This window comes from Micromonospora sp. NPDC048170 (genome assembly GCF_040652795.1).
GTDB lineage: Bacteria > Actinomycetota > Actinomycetes > Mycobacteriales > Micromonosporaceae > Micromonospora.
Genome location: NZ_JBEZMR010000018.1, coordinates 78,940 through 94,712, shown reverse-complemented (window position 1 = coordinate 94,712; position 15,773 = coordinate 78,940). Strand labels below are relative to the sequence as shown.

Annotated in this window: 14 protein-coding genes; 2 read left to right on the top strand and 12 right to left on the bottom strand. The window is 74.1% G+C overall.

The genetic code is table 11. From position 1 onward, the window contains the following. Positions 1-33: 33 nt before the first annotated feature. The 3 genes from AB0D32_RS21745 to AB0D32_RS21735 all read right to left on the bottom strand — a co-directional run bounded on the left by AB0D32_RS21745 (position 34) and on the right by AB0D32_RS21735 (position 4,762). Positions 34-1,824 carry an extracellular solute-binding protein gene (locus AB0D32_RS21745; RefSeq protein WP_357092927.1) on the bottom strand — a complete coding sequence of 597 codons (1,791 nt, stop codon included), beginning with the start codon at positions 1,822-1,824 and terminating at the stop codon, positions 34-36. An 85-nt stretch (positions 1,825-1,909) separates the two neighbouring features. Continuing rightward, entirely contained in the window at positions 1,910-3,238 is a 1,329-nt protein-coding gene (locus tag AB0D32_RS21740) for a serine/threonine-protein kinase (protein WP_357092925.1), read from the bottom strand. A gap of 300 nt (positions 3,239-3,538) precedes the next feature. Then, the gene (locus AB0D32_RS21735) at positions 3,539-4,762 is read right to left on the bottom strand and encodes a glycosyltransferase family 4 protein (protein ID WP_357092922.1); all 1,224 of its coding nucleotides are present in this window, start codon (positions 4,760-4,762) and stop codon (positions 3,539-3,541) included. A gap of 162 nt (positions 4,763-4,924) precedes the next feature. Here AB0D32_RS21735 and AB0D32_RS21730 point away from each other — a divergent pair, with 162 nt between their 5' ends. Further along, entirely contained in the window at positions 4,925-5,479 is a 555-nt protein-coding gene (locus AB0D32_RS21730) for a low molecular weight phosphatase family protein (protein ID WP_357092920.1), read from the top strand. On the opposite strand, the gene AB0D32_RS21725 is transcribed toward AB0D32_RS21730, so the two are convergent. After that, on the bottom strand, positions 5,460-6,920 hold the full coding sequence (locus tag AB0D32_RS21725; protein WP_357092917.1) for a polysaccharide biosynthesis tyrosine autokinase: 1,461 nt from the start codon (positions 6,918-6,920) through the stop codon (positions 5,460-5,462). The genes AB0D32_RS21730 and AB0D32_RS21725 overlap by 20 nt on opposite strands. Positions 6,921-7,255: 335 nt before the next feature. Here AB0D32_RS21725 and nhaA point away from each other — a divergent pair, with 335 nt between their 5' ends. Then, entirely contained in the window at positions 7,256-8,578 is a 1,323-nt protein-coding gene (nhaA, locus tag AB0D32_RS21720) for a Na+/H+ antiporter NhaA (protein WP_357092914.1), read from the top strand. Positions 8,579-8,712: 134 nt separating this feature from the next. On the opposite strand, the gene AB0D32_RS21715 is transcribed toward nhaA, so the two are convergent. The 8 genes from AB0D32_RS21715 to AB0D32_RS21680 all read right to left on the bottom strand — a co-directional run bounded on the left by AB0D32_RS21715 (position 8,713) and on the right by AB0D32_RS21680 (position 15,773). Beyond that, entirely contained in the window at positions 8,713-9,012 is a 300-nt protein-coding gene (locus AB0D32_RS21715; RefSeq protein WP_357092911.1) for a hypothetical protein, read from the bottom strand. Next, positions 9,009-9,371: a DUF1622 domain-containing protein gene (locus AB0D32_RS21710; protein WP_357092908.1), complete on the bottom strand. Its 363-nt coding sequence runs from the start codon at positions 9,369-9,371 to the stop codon at positions 9,009-9,011. Before AB0D32_RS21710 ends, AB0D32_RS21715 begins: the two co-directional genes overlap by 4 nt. A 38-nt stretch (positions 9,372-9,409) precedes the next feature. Then, entirely contained in the window at positions 9,410-9,997 is a 588-nt protein-coding gene (locus AB0D32_RS21705; protein ID WP_357092905.1) for a TMEM165/GDT1 family protein, read from the bottom strand. A 238-nt stretch (positions 9,998-10,235) separates the two neighbouring features. Further along, the gene (gene egtD, locus AB0D32_RS21700) at positions 10,236-11,201 is read right to left on the bottom strand and encodes an L-histidine N(alpha)-methyltransferase (protein ID WP_357092902.1); all 966 of its coding nucleotides are present in this window, start codon (positions 11,199-11,201) and stop codon (positions 10,236-10,238) included. A 45-nt stretch (positions 11,202-11,246) separates the two neighbouring features. Beyond that, entirely contained in the window at positions 11,247-11,993 is a 747-nt protein-coding gene (gene egtC, locus AB0D32_RS21695; protein WP_357092899.1) for an ergothioneine biosynthesis protein EgtC, read from the bottom strand. A 172-nt stretch (positions 11,994-12,165) separates the two neighbouring features. Next, the gene (egtB, locus tag AB0D32_RS21690) at positions 12,166-13,488 is read right to left on the bottom strand and encodes an ergothioneine biosynthesis protein EgtB (RefSeq protein WP_357093025.1); all 1,323 of its coding nucleotides are present in this window, start codon (positions 13,486-13,488) and stop codon (positions 12,166-12,168) included. An 11-nt stretch (positions 13,489-13,499) separates the two neighbouring features. Continuing rightward, positions 13,500-14,732, bottom strand: a complete 1,233-nt coding sequence (gene egtA / locus AB0D32_RS21685; protein WP_357092896.1) for an ergothioneine biosynthesis glutamate--cysteine ligase EgtA — start codon at positions 14,730-14,732, stop codon at positions 13,500-13,502. Positions 14,733-15,014: 282 nt separating this feature from the next. Continuing rightward, positions 15,015-15,773 carry a hypothetical protein gene (locus AB0D32_RS21680; RefSeq protein WP_357092893.1) on the bottom strand — a complete coding sequence of 253 codons (759 nt, stop codon included), beginning with the start codon at positions 15,771-15,773 and terminating at the stop codon, positions 15,015-15,017.

The window sequence follows — 15,773 nt, the reverse complement described above, 5'->3', positions numbered from 1 at the left end:
GTCCCTCGCCTCGCCCCGTCAGCGCCGGCAGGCTCAGAAGCTGCTGACCAGCTTCACGAACGCTTCGTCGATCATGGCGGGATCGGTGGCGTCGAACGCCTTGCCCGACGACGCCTTGGCGATCCGGTCCAGCGTGTCGAAGTCCGAATGCTGGTCGAAGGCGATGCAGAAGACCTTGACCGGGCGATCCGGGTCCAGGGCGACGTCGGCGAGCAGCCGGTTCAGGTCGTTGTCCCGGGGGTACTCGTTCTTGCCGTCGGTCAGCACGACGACGGCGTTGATTCGTTGCGGGTCGTACCGCTCGAGCACCTGCTTGTGGGCGGCCCGGACCGTCGCGTAGAGCGCGGTTTCCCCCGCGACGTGCAGGCCTGCGATCCGGTTGTTGATCCGCTTCTCGTCGAAGTTGCCGAGCCGGACCTCCTCCCGGTACGGGCCGTCGGGCCGCCTCTTCGTCTCCGAGGAGAACGACCAGAGCCCGACCCGGTCCTCGGAGTTGAGCAGCGCGAGCCCCTTGGCCGCCGCTGCCGAGGCGACCTGGAAGCGGGTGCTGTTGCCGACAGGGGCCTCCATCGACCCGGAGGTGTCCAGGGCGATCAGGATGTTGGCCTTCTTGCGCAGCGAGCTCCAGCCGTCCAGCATCGCCTCGACCACCGCCGGGTTCGGCGGCGCGAAGTAGTCCAGCCCGCCGGCGGGCTCGGCTCCGACGCTGGCGAGCAGCTCCGCCGAGGCCCGGCGTTCGTGGTCCCGGAAGCCGAGGCGGGCGAAGCTCTTCTGCTGGGCGCTCTCGGTCAGGAACTTCAGGAAGTCGGCCGCCGCCACGCGCTGCCGTTCGTCGGCGGAGGGGAGCACCACGAACGGGTGGTCCAGGTTGAAGGTGCCTTCCTTCGGATGGACGGCGACCAGCGGGACCTTCGGCCGGCTGCCCCGCTCCTGGCCCTCCTGACGCGGGCTCAGTCCGCCCTCGTTGTAGAGGTGGACCAGTTCCTCCTGCATGACGATGGCGCTCATGTCGCCGGTGCTGGCGCCCCCGCCGGCCAGGTCGGCCTCGGCGAGGTCGCGCAGCAGCTCCACCGAGTCGTCGCTGTAGTGCGACACGTTGGCCTCGATCCGCCGGACGAACTGGGTCACCTTCGGGTCCGCCAGGTCGGCGCGGGTCAGGTCGCTGGAGCGGTTCGCCGCGGCGTAGTAGGTGGCGATGGTCGCCGCCAGGCCGGAGGTGGAGAGGTTCGGGTTGTCCTTGCCGAAGGTGAAGCGGCCCCACTCCGACCTGCCGAACTCCGCCCATCCCTCCCGTCCGGACAGGCCGAGGATCTGCCCCCAGCCCAGCGGCCCCTGCTGGCGTACCAGCTCGCCCTTGGGCTGCGGCATCGCGATGACCAACGGGCTGTTGGCGATCGACGGGTACTGGTCCGGGGTCTGCGGCGTCCGCCCGGCGGCCTTGTCGAGCAACTGGAGCTGACCGGTCCACAGGCTCGACGTCGGCAGCCAGACCTGCGGCTCCGGCAGGCCGGTGCCGCGCCAGCCGGCGGCCAGCGTCTCGGTGGCCTTGCCCGAGTTCAGGGCGCTGACGTGCACCTGGGCGCAGCCGCCACCGTCGAGCGACCGGTCGCTGCTGTTGTACCGCTCGGCCAACTCGACCAGCAGCGCCGCCTTCTCGGTCGAGGAGTTGACGTCCAGTCTGGTGGCGCAGTCGGCCCGGGGCCGGTCCGCGCCGGCGTCCCGTTGCCGGACGAGCACGAACGCCCCGGCGATGACCAGCAGCCCCGCGGTGACGGCGGCGGTGTACGGCAACCACTGTCGTACGTGCAACGGGGCTGGGGCCATGGGGACGTCCTCCTCGGCGGTCGACTGATCGCAGTCAACCTATCGGTGCGCTGCCACCGGCGGCGCCGGACCCGGCGCACCGCGGTCAGGGGTGGTCGGAGCGGTTGCCGAGTACCGACGCCATCAGCAGCCGGACCACGTAGACCACGACGAAGGTGGCCGCCCCGGTCGCGGCGGCCACGTCCACCGCAGTCGACGCGACGTAGCCGGCAGCCGCGCCGACCGAGCCGAGGAAGATCGCGATCGAGATGCCCCAGGCGTCGATCGACTCACGGCGGAGCCGCCGCCCCCAGCCGTCGCCCGCCGGGTCGGACGGCACGACGGTACCGGGCGCGGACGCCGCAGGCCCGTAGGGCGGCGATGCCGGAGGGGCTGCCGGGGCTGCCGACGTGGGCATCGGGGCCTCCGGCGCCGTCGCCGGGGCCATCCGGACCTCCGGCGGTGTCGCCGGGGCCTCCGGTGCTGTCGCCGGGGCCTCCGGTGCGAACCGGGGCAACGGCAGTGGCTGGTTCGGCGTCGCCGCGCCGGCGGTCTCGTTGCCCACCTGGAGCACGGTCTCCCGGCGGAGCGGGCCGGTCACCCTGACGTCCTGCCCGAGCAGCCGCATCAGCACGTGCTCGGCCTCCGGCCGGTCCGCCGGCTCCTTGGCCAGGCACTGCCGGATCAGCTCGTCGAGGCCCGGCGGCAGCGGCGGCAGGTCGGGCGGGTCGTTCAGCACCCGGTGCATCACCGCGAAGAGGGAGTCGTTGCCGAACGGTGGCCGGCCACCGGCGGCGAACGCGATGGTGGCGGCCCAGGCGAAGACGTCGCAGGGCGGCCCGACCGAGTCGTTGCGGAACCGTTCCGGAGCCATGTACGCGGTCGTCCCCATCACCCGGCTGGTCACCGTCTCGGTGACGCCCAGGGCGCGGGCGATGCCGAAGTCGATCACCCGGGGGCCGTCCCGGCCGAGGACCACGTTGTCCGGCTTGAGATCGCAGTGCACGACGTCGGAGCGGTGGATCGCGGCGAGCGCGGTGGCGGTGCCGACGGCGAGCCGGTGCAACGCGTTGCCGGCGACCGGGCCGTGCTCGCGGACGTGCCGGTAGAGGGTGGGGCCCTCGATGAACTCGCTGACCACGTAGGGCCGTTCACCGTCCACGTCGGCGAAGAGCACCTGCGCGGTGCAGAACGGGACGACCCGGCGCGCCGCGGCGATCTCCTTCATGAACTGCGACCGCGCCCGGGCGTCGCTCAGGTCCATGTTGATCATCTTGACCGCCACCTGGTAGCCCTGGTCGTCCTCGCCGAGGTAGACCACTCCCTGGCCGCCCGCGCCCAGCCGGCCGACCAGCCGGTAGGGGCCGGCGGCTACGGGGTCGTGCGTCCACAGTGGCACCAGCCCCGGCACCGGCGCACCGGCCAGTCCTGTCATCCCGACTCCATCGATGTCGTGTCCCGGCCGCCCGGCGGCGGCGGACACGGTCATGGTGCCATGTCCCCGCCGGCAGGCCGAGAGGCGCTCGTTCGGGGCAGGCCGCGCCCCGCGCCCCACCGCCCGCCACGAGCACGGCCGGCGCGGCGGAGCAACCAGGGCGACACATGACGCACTGATGCCCGTCGGACGTGTCCAACGGGCATCAGTGCGTTTCGCGGTGTGTCCGGGTCGTACGCGGTGGGAGTCCACGGTCAGCGCGCGGGACACAGTTGACCGGTACGGGATGTCCACTCGCCCTCACCGGACGCCGGTGCGCCCGTCAACCGCCTCGTACAGCAGCCGTTCGATCCGGTCCACACCCGCCGACATCGACATCTCCCGCAGGTACGCCTCCCGGCCACGCCGGCCCATGTCGGCCCGGGCGGGCGGCGGGATGGTGGCGGCCAGCCAGAACCGGTCGGCCAGGCTCGCCCAGTCCTCCGGCGGGCAGGAGAGCCCCGCCCGGGCCCGCTCCACCACGTCGGCGGTGTCGCCGCCGGCCGAGGCCACCACGGGCGCGGCGCAGGAGAACGCCGCCTGGAGCTTCGCCGGCAGGGTGCTGCGCAACTCGGGCAGGTTCCGCAGCATGACGAGCTGGTAGTCGGCGGCGGCGTACAGGTCCGGCATGTCCAGTGGGGAACGTCGCTCGACGAAGCGCACGTTCTCGGCGCGCAGTTCGGCGGCGAGCCCCCGCACCCGCCGCTCGTCCGCACCCGACCCCACCAGGACGAGGTCCACGGTGTGGTCCAGTGCCGCCGCCGCCCGTACCGCGGTCTCCAGGCCCTGCCGCGCGCCGATGGTGCCGGCGTGCATCACCACGCAGCGCTCGTCGCGCCGGACCAGCCTGCGCGCCGCCTGGCTGGGTCGCGCGGGATGGAAGATCCGCTCGTCCGTCCAGTTCAGCACCACCCGCACCCGGGCCGGATCCGCGCCCGCGGCGACGACCCGGTCACGCAGCGACGGCGCGGCGACCGCGATCTGGTCGGCGACCCGGTAGGTGCGCGCCATCGCGGCGGCGATCCGCCCGGCCCACCGCCCGTTCTCGGCCCCGACCGGCTCGTCCTCCGCCCAGACGTCCTGCACGTGCACGACCGTCGGCACCCGGCCCAGCACGCGGAGCAGGCCCGTCGCGGCGAAGGCGTTCGCCGGCGGCAGATGGACGTAGAGGGCGTCGACGTCGGACAGGAACGACCGCCCGGTCAGCGTCGCGCTGCCGGCGAACGACAGGTGCCCGGCCATCCGGCCGCGGACCGACCCGTCACCCGCGGAGTAGCGCGGAACCCGCCGGACGGTCAGCCGCTCGCTGCGGGTCTCGTGCCGCCAGCGCTGCCGCCAGCCCGGGTAGACGTGACCGCCGGGATAGTCGGGGAAGCCGGTCAGCACCTTCACCTCGTGGCCCCGGACGGCGAGTTCCTCGGCGAGGCTGCCCGGGATGAACGCCGGCTCGGGCGGGAAGTGGTACGACAGGATCCCGATCCTCACCGACCCGCCTCCGTCCCGACGGGACGGCCCGGCGCGGCACCGTGACGACGAGGCGTTCGGCCCGCGTACGATGCCGACATCCCCTCCACGTCCGGCCGGCACCGACGGCCGGCGGCCGGCGCGGCGCCACCGCCCGCGACGGCACCGACGAGAGGGGTCCGCATGGTCGACCGGGTGTTGTTCGTCTGCCACGCCAACCTGTGCCGCTCACCGATGGCCGAGTACATCGCCCGCCGCCTGCTGGCCGGGCGTGCGGTGACGGTCGCCAGCGCGGGCACGGACGCCGTCGACGACCTGTCGATGCACCCGCACGCGGCGAAGCTGGCGGTGGAGGCCGGCGGGGATCCCACCGGCTTCCGTAGCCGCAGGCTGCGCCGGGAGCACCTGGTCGGGGCGACGCTGGTGCTGACGGCGACGCGGCGCCAGCGCTCGGTGTGCAACGCGCTCGCGCCGGCCGTGCTGCACCGGACGTTCACCCTCCGCCAGTTCGGCCGGCTGGCCTCGGCCGCCGAGCCGACGCAGGAGCCCGTCGGCGGGCTCCTGCGGGCCGCGGTCGAGGCCGCCGCCCGCGCCCGGGGGCGGTTGCAACCCGCCCCCGGAGACGCGGACGACCTGCGGGACCCGATCGGTGGGAAGTCCGCCGACTTCCGGCGCTGCGCGGAGGAGATCGAGCGGTCGATGCGGCCCCTCGCGGTGCTCATCGGGACAGCCGGGTGAGTTCCTGCGTACGGTCAGTGACGACGCCGTCGATCCGCTCGGCGTGCCGGGCGGCCGGGGCCCGGTCGGCCGGCACGTCCGGAGTCGCGGCAGCGGCGACCACCCGGTAGGCCTCGTACTGGTACGCCTCCGCCTTGGCCACCTTGGCCATGTTCAGCACGCAGCCGAGCAACCGGACGGAGACCGAGTTCAGTGCGCGGGCGGCCTGCGCCACCTGGCTGCGCGAGGTGCGGCCCTGCTGGGAGACCAGGAGCGCACCGTCGGCCTGCACTGCCACCACCACGCCGTCGGTCACCGCCAGCAGCGGGGCGGTGTCGATGATGACGATGTCCGCCGACTCCCGCAGGGCGAGCAGCAGGTCCGCCATCGCCTTGGAGCCCAGCAGCTCGCTGGGGTTGGGCGGCGCCGACCCGCTCGGGAGCACCAGCAGGGACTTGTCGCCCCAGCGCTGCACCACGTCGCCGACCTGGACGTCACCGACCAGCACGTCGGTGAGCCCGATGCCGGCGTCGAGCCCCAGGTAGTCGGCGACCTTCGGGCGGCGCAGGTCGGCGTCGACCAGCAGCACCCGCCAGCCGGCCTCGGCCAGGGCGATCGCCAGGTTGCAGGAGAGCGTGGTCTTGCCCTCGCCCTGCAGTGCGCTGGTCACCGCGATGACCCGGGCGGGCTCGTGCACGTCGACGAAGCGCAGGTTGGTACGCAGCTTGCGGATCGCCTCGGCCCGGGCGGAGTTCGCCGACTCACCGATGATCAACGGCTCCGACTTCGCCGTGCTCTCGAAGGGGATCTCGCCGAGCAGCGGACTGCCGGTGGTGCGCTGGAGGCCGGCGGCGTCGCGCAGGCGTACGTCGGCGACGCCACGCAGGATCGCCAACCCCACACCGGCGAGCAGACCGAGCAGGGTCCCGACGGCGAAGTTGCGGACCGGCTGCGGCGACACGGGGGTCGGGGTGACCCGGGGTCCGCCGACCACCTCGATCTTGATCGGGCCGGCCTGGCCGTCCTGGGTCGTCTCCACCTTCTGCACCAACTCGACGAACTTCACGGAGAGCAGTTCGGCGATCCTCAGGGCCCGGTTCTGGTCCGTGTCGGTCACCGACGCGCGCAGCAGCACCGTGCCGGTCTCGGTGGAGGTGCTCACCCGACGCTGGACCCCTGCGGCGGTGAGCCCGACCGGGTTCCCGGCGACCACGCTCTGCGCGAGGCGGTCGCTGGTCAACAACTCGGCATAGGACTTGACGCGCTGCTGGAGGAAGAGGCCGCCCTGGTAGGCATCCGTGACGCCCTGGCTGGGCGCGGTGACGAAGAAGGTCACCGACGCGCTGTACCGGGGCTGCGCCCGGACGGTGACGAGGGCGGTGACGCCGAGCCCGACCGTGACGGTGAGGAGCACGATCCACCAGTGCCGGCGCACGAGGCGGAGTTGGCGGTACAGGTCCATCAGGCGCGCCTCCGTACCAGGCCGGTAACGCCAAAGAACTTCACGAAAACCCCCAAGGTCGACTAAATCTCGTGAAACCATTAAACCGACTCATACGTCTCATGTCCCGAGTTATCTATTTTCACCCCCTTGACACAAGCGCCCGACCCACCACCGGACAAACGGGCATGCGCCGCACCGGGTAGCGGGGTGAGGCCGACCGGACGTGACATCGCCGGCAACCACCCGACCTGGCTCGCCGGTAGCGGCGGTGCTGGATAGGGTCAGTGACGGTGTGCCGGGAAGCCTGGTCGGCGTCGACCTGTGCTGCCCCAGACCCCGAGGTGACCCCGCGCATGACACCACGCACCCCGCACACCGACCGATCCCGCTCGCCCCGGCGGTTCTTCTCGCGTACGTCCTGGCCAGAGGCCCGGTTCCTGGCCGACGTGCTACGGACCGAGACCGTCGGCGGCGGCCTCCTGCTGCTCGGCGCGGTGCTGGCGCTGATCTGGGCCAACTCGCCCTGGGAGTCCTCCTACGCCGCCCTCGGCGCGTGGGTGCCCTGGCCCGGTGGGGCGGGCCTGCACCTCGACCTCGACCTGGCCGCCTGGGCCGGCGACGGCCTGCTGGCGATCTTCTTCTTCGTCGTCGGACTGGAACTCAAACGCGAGTTCGTCGCCGGCGAGCTGCGTGATCCGCGCCGGGCGGCGCTGCCGGTCGTCGCGGCGGTCGGCGGCATGGCGGCGCCCGCCCTGATCTACGTCGCGGTCAACCTCACCGCCGGCGGCGACGGGCTACGGGGATGGGCCATCCCCACCGCGACGGACATCGCCTTCGCCCTGGCCGTGCTGGCCGTCATCGGCACCCACCTGCCGCAGGGCCTGCGGGCCTTCCTGCTCACCCTCGCGGTGGTCGACGACCTGCTCGCCATCACCATCATCGCGATCTTCTACACCGACGACTTCAGCCCGCTCCCGCTGCTCGCCTCCCTCGCCCCGATCGCCGTCTTCGGCCTGCTCGTGCAGCGGCGCAAGACCTGGTGGTGGGCCCTGATCCCGTTGGCGGCGACCGCGTGGGCCCTCATGCACGCCTCCGGGGTGCACGCCACCGTGGCGGGCGTCCTGCTGGGCTTCACCGTGCCCGTCCTACGGGGCAGGGACAGCGACGCGCACGGGCTCGCCGCACACCTCGAGCACCGCTGGCGTCCGATCTCCGCCGGCTTCGCCGTGCCCGTCTTCGCGTTCTTCGCGGCCGGCGTCTCGCTGCGGGGCGCGGACCTGGGCGCCATCGTCACCGACCCGATCGTGATCGGCGTCGTCGCGGGCCTGGTGCTCGGCAAGGCCATCGGGATCTTCGGCTCGACCTTCCTGCTCGCCCGCTTCACCCGGGCCCAGCTCGACGAGGACATCACCTGGTCCGACCTGCTCGGGGTGGCGCTGCTCGCCGGAATCGGGTTCACCGTCTCCCTGCTCATCGGAGAACTCGCGTTCGGCCCCGGCAGCGCCGCCGACGACAACGTCAAGGCGGCCGTGCTGGCCGGCTCGGTGATCTCCGCGCTGCTCGCCACGGTCGTGCTGGTCCGACGCAACTCCGCCTACCGGCGGATCGCCGAGGCGGAGCGGGTGGACGCCGACCACGACGGCGTGCCGGACGTCTACCAGCGCCGGGAGGGCTGACCCCGGCCGGGCCGGGAGGGTGGCTGGCCGGGTCGGAAGGGCTGGCCGGCCGGGTCGGCCGGCGTGGGCAGGCTCGCTCGGTCGGCCCGCGCGGAGAGGGTCGGCCGCAGGGACGATCCCGGTCGGCTGCCGGGTCATCCGGCCCCGGACGGGCGCGTCCGGGGCCGCGACGGTGGGTGCTGCTCCGGCCCGCCCGGTGCGCCCGGCCCGCCGGCGGTGAGCGCGGCCCAGAGCAGGCGGCGCAGCAGGACGATCGCCGCCGCCGCGGCCAGGTCCGTCCAGCCCTGGGTGCCGGCCAGCCGCAGCAGGCCCGCGGCGGTGAGCAGGTCCAGCAGCACGCGCATCGCCCACCGCCAGGAGCCCGTGCCGAGCAGCACCGCCAGCCCGGCCAGGGCCGCGAAGGCGGTCGTGGCGGTGACCAGGGCACGGATCACTCGCCACGCTCCGCCGCCTGGACCTGCCGCTGCTCCTGACGGATCTCCCGGCCCAGGAAGTAGTTCAGCGCGGTCCGGATCGTGGCGATGGCCGCCAGCTGGCCGATCTGCGCGAAGGTCGGCGAGACCGCCGTACGCAGGATGTCCGCCGCGAGCTGGAACTCCAGCCCGAGGGTGAGGAACCGTCCCAGGGAGAGCCGGATCGGGGTGAAGACAGCGGCGCTGCGGTGCCGTAGCCCCTCGACCACGAACCGCAGCGCCGCCCAGGCCGCCCCGACGAAGATGACCACCGCGCCGGCGACCTCCACCGCGGTGACCAGGGCCTGGTAGCCGTGGCGCAGGACCTCCTCGACACCCACCCGCTGGCGTTACCCGGCCAGCAGGGCGGTAGTCGGCATCAGGTGAGCTGCGTGACGGCCTCCAGGATCAACCAGAGCCCGCAGATCGCGAAGAGGACGGCGGCGCCGTACTTGATCGTCTTCTCCGGCAGCCGCCGGCCGAGCATCCGCCCGACCAGGATGGCGAGCGCGTCCGCCGCCACCATGCCGATCGTCGAGCCGAGCCAGGTGCCGAACCAGCCGTACTGGGTGGCGAGGGTGATGGTGGCGAGCATCGTCTTGTCGCCCAGCTCGGCCAGGAAGAACGCGATCGACACCGCGATGATGGCGGACTTGCTGGTCTTCTCGGCCTTGCGCTTCTCTGCCTCGGTCAGGGTGTCCCCGCGCAGCGTCCACGCGCCGAAGCCGAGGAACGCCACGCCCGCGACGAGTGAGATCCACTCCGTCGGCAGCGCGGCACCGAGCCCGTAGCCGATCGCCACCGAGGCCAGGTGCACCACGGCGGTGGCGATGGTGATCCCGATCAGGACCGGTACGGTTTTGAAGCGGGTGGCGAAGGTCAGGGCCATCAGCTGGGACTTGTCCCCCAGCTCCGCGACGAAGATGACGCCGAAGCTGACCGCCAGCGCGACGAGGAAACCTTCCATGACATCCTTCCGGATCAGGCCGGGAGGAGGTACAGGGGTGCCCTCGACCCGGCTGCAACAGCCTGAGTCGAAGGTCTCGCCCGCCTCGGATGACGAGGCCGCGTGGCCGGATGCGGAACGCACCAGTGTGTCGACCACGACATTGGGGGCTACTCCCCTTCGCGCCGCCAGCCTAGCCGATCACCGACCGGGCCGGCCGCCGCGGGTGAAGATGCTCACCCGGGGAGGGCGCCCCGGGTCACTCGGCGCGGGCCAGGGTGACGCCGAACAGGCCGTCCGGGTCGGTCCAGAAGTCGTGGGCGGCGAAGCTGGCAGCGGCGAGCTCGGCGGCGATCCCCTCGGGCCGGAACTTCGCCGACACCTCCGTGCACAGTTCCTCGCCCTCGGCGAAGGTGACCGCCAGGTCGAGCACCCGCACGCGCATCGGCCGCCGCGCCCGCAGCCGCATCTCGATCCACTCCCGTTCCGGGTCCCAGAGCGCGACGTGGGCGAACCCCTCCGGGTCGAAGTCGGCGCCCAGCTCGCGGTTGACCACCCGCAGCACGTTGCGGTTGAACTCGGCGGTGACCCCGGCCGCGTCGTCGTACGCCGGCACGACCACCGCCGGGTCCTTGACCAGGTCGGTGCCGATCAGCAGCCAGTCCCCCGGCTCCAGCGCGGCCCGCATGGCGGCGAGGAACCGCGCCCGCTCGGCCGGCAGGAGATTGCCGATGGTGCCGCCGAGAAAGAGCACCAGCCGGCGCCCGCCGGTCGGCAGGCGGTCCAGGTGGCGGGTGAAGTCACCCACGATGCCACGCACCCGCAGCCCGGGATAGTCGGCGGCGATCTCGGCGGTGGACTGCCGCAGCGCGCTGACCGACACGTCCAGCGGCACGAACGTGCCGAGCCCGCCCCTGCGGGTGAACGCGTCCAGCAACAGCCGGGTCTTTTCCGACGAGCCCGAACCGAGCTCGATCAGCGTCTTGGCCCCGGTCCGCTCGGCGATCGAGGCCGCCCGCTCGGCCAGCACCGCGCGCTCGGCCCGGGTCGGGTAGTACTCCGGCAACCGGGTGATCTCCTCGAACAGTTCGCTGCCCCGGGCGTCGTAGAACCACTTGGGGGGCAGCCACTTGGGGTCGGCCGTCAGGCCGGTGCGCACGTCCTCCCGCAGGCTACGGCCCAGGTCCTGCTCCTCCAGGTGGATCTCCAGCGGCTCCGCGCTCATGTCTTCCCCTTCGTCGTCGGGTGGAACGTCCCTGTCGGCCGGCGGTCAGACCTCGGCGAGGGCGCGGACGCGCACCCCCGTCGCGGTGGCCTCCACCAGTTGCCCGTCCGGCACCGCTCGCCAGCCGGGGTCGTCGTCGTGCGGCTCGGACGCCAGCAGCACCGAGGCCGGCGTCGCGCGGATCGACAGCGCGTGCCCGGCCACGCTGGCCACCACGGTGTGCCCGTCGGTGAGCAGCAGGTTGAGCCGGGACCCGGGGGCAGCCGCAGCCGCCGCCGTCACGGTCTCGGCGATCGCGCGCGCCGGCTTCACCCCGGCCCGCAACCGGTGCCGCACCAGGGCCCACAGCAGCGCCGAGTCGGTGGACGCGTCGAGGGTGAGCAGGTCGCGTACGGGCAGGGTGGCGGCGAGCGCCACCATCGAGTCGGGCCAGCCCCGCACCACCCCGTTGTGGCTGAACAGCCACCGCCCCTCGGCGAACGGGGCGGCGGCCCCGTCGAGCACCGCCATGCCCACCGTGGCGGAGCGGACGGCGGCCAGCACCGCGCCGGCCGAGGTGACCCCCGCGAGCTGGGCGATGGTCGGGTCGCTCCAGATCGGCTGGGACCGCCGGTAGCGCACCGGTTCGCCGTCGCCCGGGTACCAGCCGACGCCGAAGCCGTCGGCGTTGATCGTCCCGCCGCCGCGCATGTCGCGAGGCGCCCAGGACTGCCGCACGAGGGAGTACGGCGGGTCGAACAGCAGTTCCCGCAGGGTGACCGGCGGCCCCAGGTACGCCAGGTGGCGGCACATCAGCCCGCACCGCCCGACCCGGCGGGACGGCCCGGGTGCCGTCGTCGCCGATGGACGCCGGGCGGGGTGCCGAGGCGGGCTCGCGCGACCTCGCCGCACCCGCCCCGGCGCCCCGGTGGGCTGCGGTCGGCGGCCCGGCCGACGCCGGGCGGGACGTGCGGCGGGCGCGTCCTCACGGCTGCGACTCCTCCGGCCGGGCGTCCCGCGCGCAACGGAAGCCGCTGAAGATCTGCCGCCGGATCGGGTAGTCCCAGTTGCGGAAGGTGCCCCGGCAGGCGGACCGGTCGGTGCCGAACGAGCCGCCGCGCAGCACCCGGTAGTCGTCGCCGAAGAAGACCTCCGAGTATTCGCGGTAGGGGAACGCGGTGAAGCCGGGATGGCCCCGGAACGTGGTGGAGGTCCACTCCCACACGTCCCCGATGAGCTGGTGCACCCCCAGCGGCGAGGCGCCGGCCGGATAGGCGCCCACCGGAGCGGGCCACAGGTGCCGCTGGCCCAGGTTGGCGTGCTCGGCGGTGGGGTCGTCGTCGCCCCAGGGGTACCGGCGGGAGCGGCCGGTCGCCGGATCCCAACGGGCCGCCTTCTCCCACTCCGCCTCGGTCGGCAGCCGCTTGCCGACCCAGGCGGCGTACGCCTGCGCCTCGTGGAAGCAGACGTGCAGCACCGGCTCGTCGTCGCGGACCGGCGCCCATCGCCCGAACCGCCGGTAGGCCCAGCCGTCGCCGTCGGGTCGCCAGTGCATCGGCGCGGAGAGCCCCGCCTCCCGCCGGTGCCGCCAGCCCGCCGGGCTCCACCAGCGCGGGTCGTCGTATCCGCCGTCGGCGATGAACTCGCGGTAGCGCCCGTTGGTCACCGGCGCGGCGTCGATGACGTACGCCGGCAGGTGGACCCGGTGGGCGGGCCGCTCGTTGTCCAGCGCCCACGGCTCGGTGTCGGTGCCCATGGTGAACTCGCCGGCCGGCACCAGCACCTCGGCGGCGAGGCGGGCCCTCGGCTCCGGCGGCGGCGGGGCGTGCAGCACGGCCGGGCCGGCGCGGAGCTGGTGGGTGGCGAGCATCGTCTCGTCGTGCTGCTGCTCGTGCTGCACGATCATGCCGAAGGCGAAGCCGTCCGCGACCAGCGGCCGATCGGTGAACGCGACCCGGTCCAGCAGGTCGAGCACCTTGTCCCGGACGGTGAGCAGATAGCTGCGGGCCTCCTGCGGGGGCAGCAACGGCAGCGTCGGGCGGTCCCGGCGGGGCTGCTTGAACGCGTCGTACAGGTCGTCGATGTCCCGCCGGACGGGCTCCCGCCCACCCACGTCCCGGACCAACCAGAGTTCCTCCTGGTTGCCGACGTGGGCGAGGTCCCAGACCAGCGGGGACATCAACGGCGAGTGCTGCCGCATCAGGTCGGCCTCGTCGACCGCCTCGGTCAGCAGGGCGCTGCGGGCACGGGTGCGTGCCAGCTCCGCCGCGATCTGGCCGCGCAGCTGTTCCGTGCCCGCCCGCGGCATGGTCGCTCCGGTCACCGGTGACTCCTCCCCGCGGCGTCCCGTCGCCGCCGTACGCCTCGGTCGATGTCGTCGTGCAGGGCCGCCGGCAGGTCGAGCCGGGGCAGGCCCGCGAGGGCCAGGTCGAACAGGTCCGCCGCCGCGGCGGCCAGCGCCGGGTCGCGCAGGCCGTGCCGGGCGGCGGCGTGCCAGCGGTGCGCGACCGGCCCGGCGACGGCGCGGGCCGCGCGGACCGCGCCGGGGTCGGCGAGCAGGGCGGCCAGCACCGCGAGCGGGACCACCCAGCCCCGGCCGGGCTGCGTGTCGAGGTAGCGCAACTCCAGATAGCCCCGCGGTCGTACCGGCGGGAAGAGGGTGCTCACGTGATAGTCGAGGTCGTCGGTGGTGGGCGGGCGGGGTAGCGCCCCGTCGATCCAGTCGGCGAACGTGATTCCCGGCGGCGGCGTCCAGTCGGGGCTGTCGTCGCGCACGCAGAGCAGCGGCGCGGCGAGGACGTACCTGGTCCAGGCGGTGACCGGGTCGACCTCCGTCTCCGGCGTCCAGACAGGACGGGTGCGGGCGGGGTCGATGCCGTACCAGGCGGCCATCCGGGCGGACGCCCAGCCGGTGCTGCGGCCGGCGTGCCGGTCGGCCGTGGCGAACGCGGCCAGCAGGGGCGGCCCGAGCGCGTGCACCGCCGCCCAGCGGTCCGGAAGGTGCTCCGGCTCCCCGGCGTCCAGGCAGACCTGGAGGCCGGCGGTGCTGTACATCATCGTCCGGCCGGCCGGGCCACGTCGGTCGAAGACGTGGCGCATGGCCCGGTAGCGGGGGCCTTCGACCACCGGGCGGGGTGGCCGGTGCGGGTCGATGCCGCTGCGCCCGAGGACCAGCCCGGCGGCGTCGAGCAGGCCGCTCAGCTCGGCGATGTCGCCGTCGGTGGCGTGGACGAGAGTGGCGAGCGAGGAGCGCGGTGCGGCGGAGATCTCCAGCTGCCCGCCGGGCTCCACGGTCACGGTGCCGTCGTGTGGGAGCGGTTCGGCGGGGCTCGCGCGATCGAGGGTGTGGGGGCTGTGTCGCCCCAGGGCCGCCCGGAGCCGCTCGCCGTCGACCGGGCGGGCGGGGTCGGCGGCGTCGTGCACGGTCCATTCGAGTTCGACGCCGATGCGGGTCGGTGGGCCGGTCTTGAAGCAGATGCGCGCGAGGTGGCCCTCGGCGGCGGCGGACTCCCGCAGGACGGTGGTCCGGTCGAGCTCCGGCGACGTCACCACAGGACGGGCTCCTTCCCGGCCGACTTCCGGTCTGTGCCACCGTAACGCCACCCACCGTCATCGACGGGGGCGTCGGCGGTCCCATCCACTCCTGTCTAGCAGACGAATTTCGCGTGGCCGACCGGAACGAACAGCGGAAACGGGCGGCCCCGCCCTGCCGGGACGGCCCGGAAACCCGGCTCCCGAAGTCGGGGGCGCAGGGTCGGCCGGCCCGGCCTCGAAGGACCGCGAGGATCCGCCGGGAAGACCGGACGCCGCCGGCGAGGACCGACCGCCGGGAACTCAGTCGGCCGGAGTCGGCGGCGACGGCTGCGTCTTCGGCGCCTGCTTCGGCGACTCCTTCGCCGCCGCCTCGGGCACCAGCTCCCGGCAGAAGTCCTCGACCTGCTCCGGGTCGCCCGCCGCGGTCACCAGGCGGGCGAACGCGGGGGTGCCCAGCGCCTTCTCCCGCTGCTCCGGTTTCTTGGCCAGGTACGCCCGGCAGAGACCGCGCAGCTGCTCGGTGCGCTGCTGCGGCCTCCCCGGCGCGGCACCGGGGGTGGTGCCGGGGGCGGGCGCGCCCGAGGTGACGGCGGCGGAAGGAGGAGACGGGGGCCCGGTGGGGCGGCTCCCGCCGGTGGCGCCGGTCGACCCGCCCCGGTCCGGGTGTGTGGTGGCCGGCGCTGGCGTGGCCGGGCGGGGCGACGGGGCCGGATCGGCGGCACGGTCCAGGGCGACGGCCGCGAAGGCGGCGCCCGCGGTCGCGGTGACCGCGATCCCCGCGCCCCAGGCCGCGGCGCCGGCGGTGAAGCGGCGTCGGCGTGGCGACGGGGCCGGGCCTGCGGAGGGGCCCGCGGCGCGTGCCGCCCGGAAGGAGGCCAGGGCCTCCTCCTCCCCGGCCAGTTCGCCGGGACGGGCGGGGGCTGCGGCGGCGGCGAGCAGCCAGGCGAGCGGCTCGGTCCCGCCGCTGTCCGGCGTACGCGGCGCGCCCGCGCCGGCCGCGTCGAGGAGCCGGTCGGACACGGCGCGGTCGGCGGGCCGCTCGGTCCGGCGGAAGAACAT

Bases quoted from the DNA above. Each gene is read 5' to 3' on its own strand.
- egtB (WP_357093025.1), bottom strand. From the start codon at position 13,488: ATGCCGCGGGCGGGCACGGAACAGCTGCGCGGCCAGATCGCGGCGGAG.
- AB0D32_RS21725 (WP_357092917.1), bottom strand. From the start codon at position 6,920: ATGGACCTGTACCGCCAACTCCGCCTCGTGCGCCGGCACTGGTGGATC.
- nhaA (WP_357092914.1), top strand. From the start codon at position 7,256: ATGACACCACGCACCCCGCACACCGACCGATCCCGCTCGCCCCGGCGG.
- egtD (WP_357092902.1), bottom strand. From the start codon at position 11,201: ATGAGCGCGGAGCCGCTGGAGATCCACCTGGAGGAGCAGGACCTGGGC.
- AB0D32_RS21740 (WP_357092925.1), bottom strand. From the start codon at position 3,238: ATGACAGGACTGGCCGGTGCGCCGGTGCCGGGGCTGGTGCCACTGTGG.
- AB0D32_RS21730 (WP_357092920.1), top strand. From the start codon at position 4,925: ATGGTCGACCGGGTGTTGTTCGTCTGCCACGCCAACCTGTGCCGCTCA.
- egtC (WP_357092899.1), bottom strand. From the start codon at position 11,993: ATGTGCCGCCACCTGGCGTACCTGGGGCCGCCGGTCACCCTGCGGGAA.
- AB0D32_RS21705 (WP_357092905.1), bottom strand. From the start codon at position 9,997: ATGGAAGGTTTCCTCGTCGCGCTGGCGGTCAGCTTCGGCGTCATCTTC.
- AB0D32_RS21680 (WP_357092893.1), bottom strand. From the start codon at position 15,773: ATGTTCTTCCGCCGGACCGAGCGGCCCGCCGACCGCGCCGTGTCCGAC.
- AB0D32_RS21745 (WP_357092927.1), bottom strand. From the start codon at position 1,824: ATGGCCCCAGCCCCGTTGCACGTACGACAGTGGTTGCCGTACACCGCC.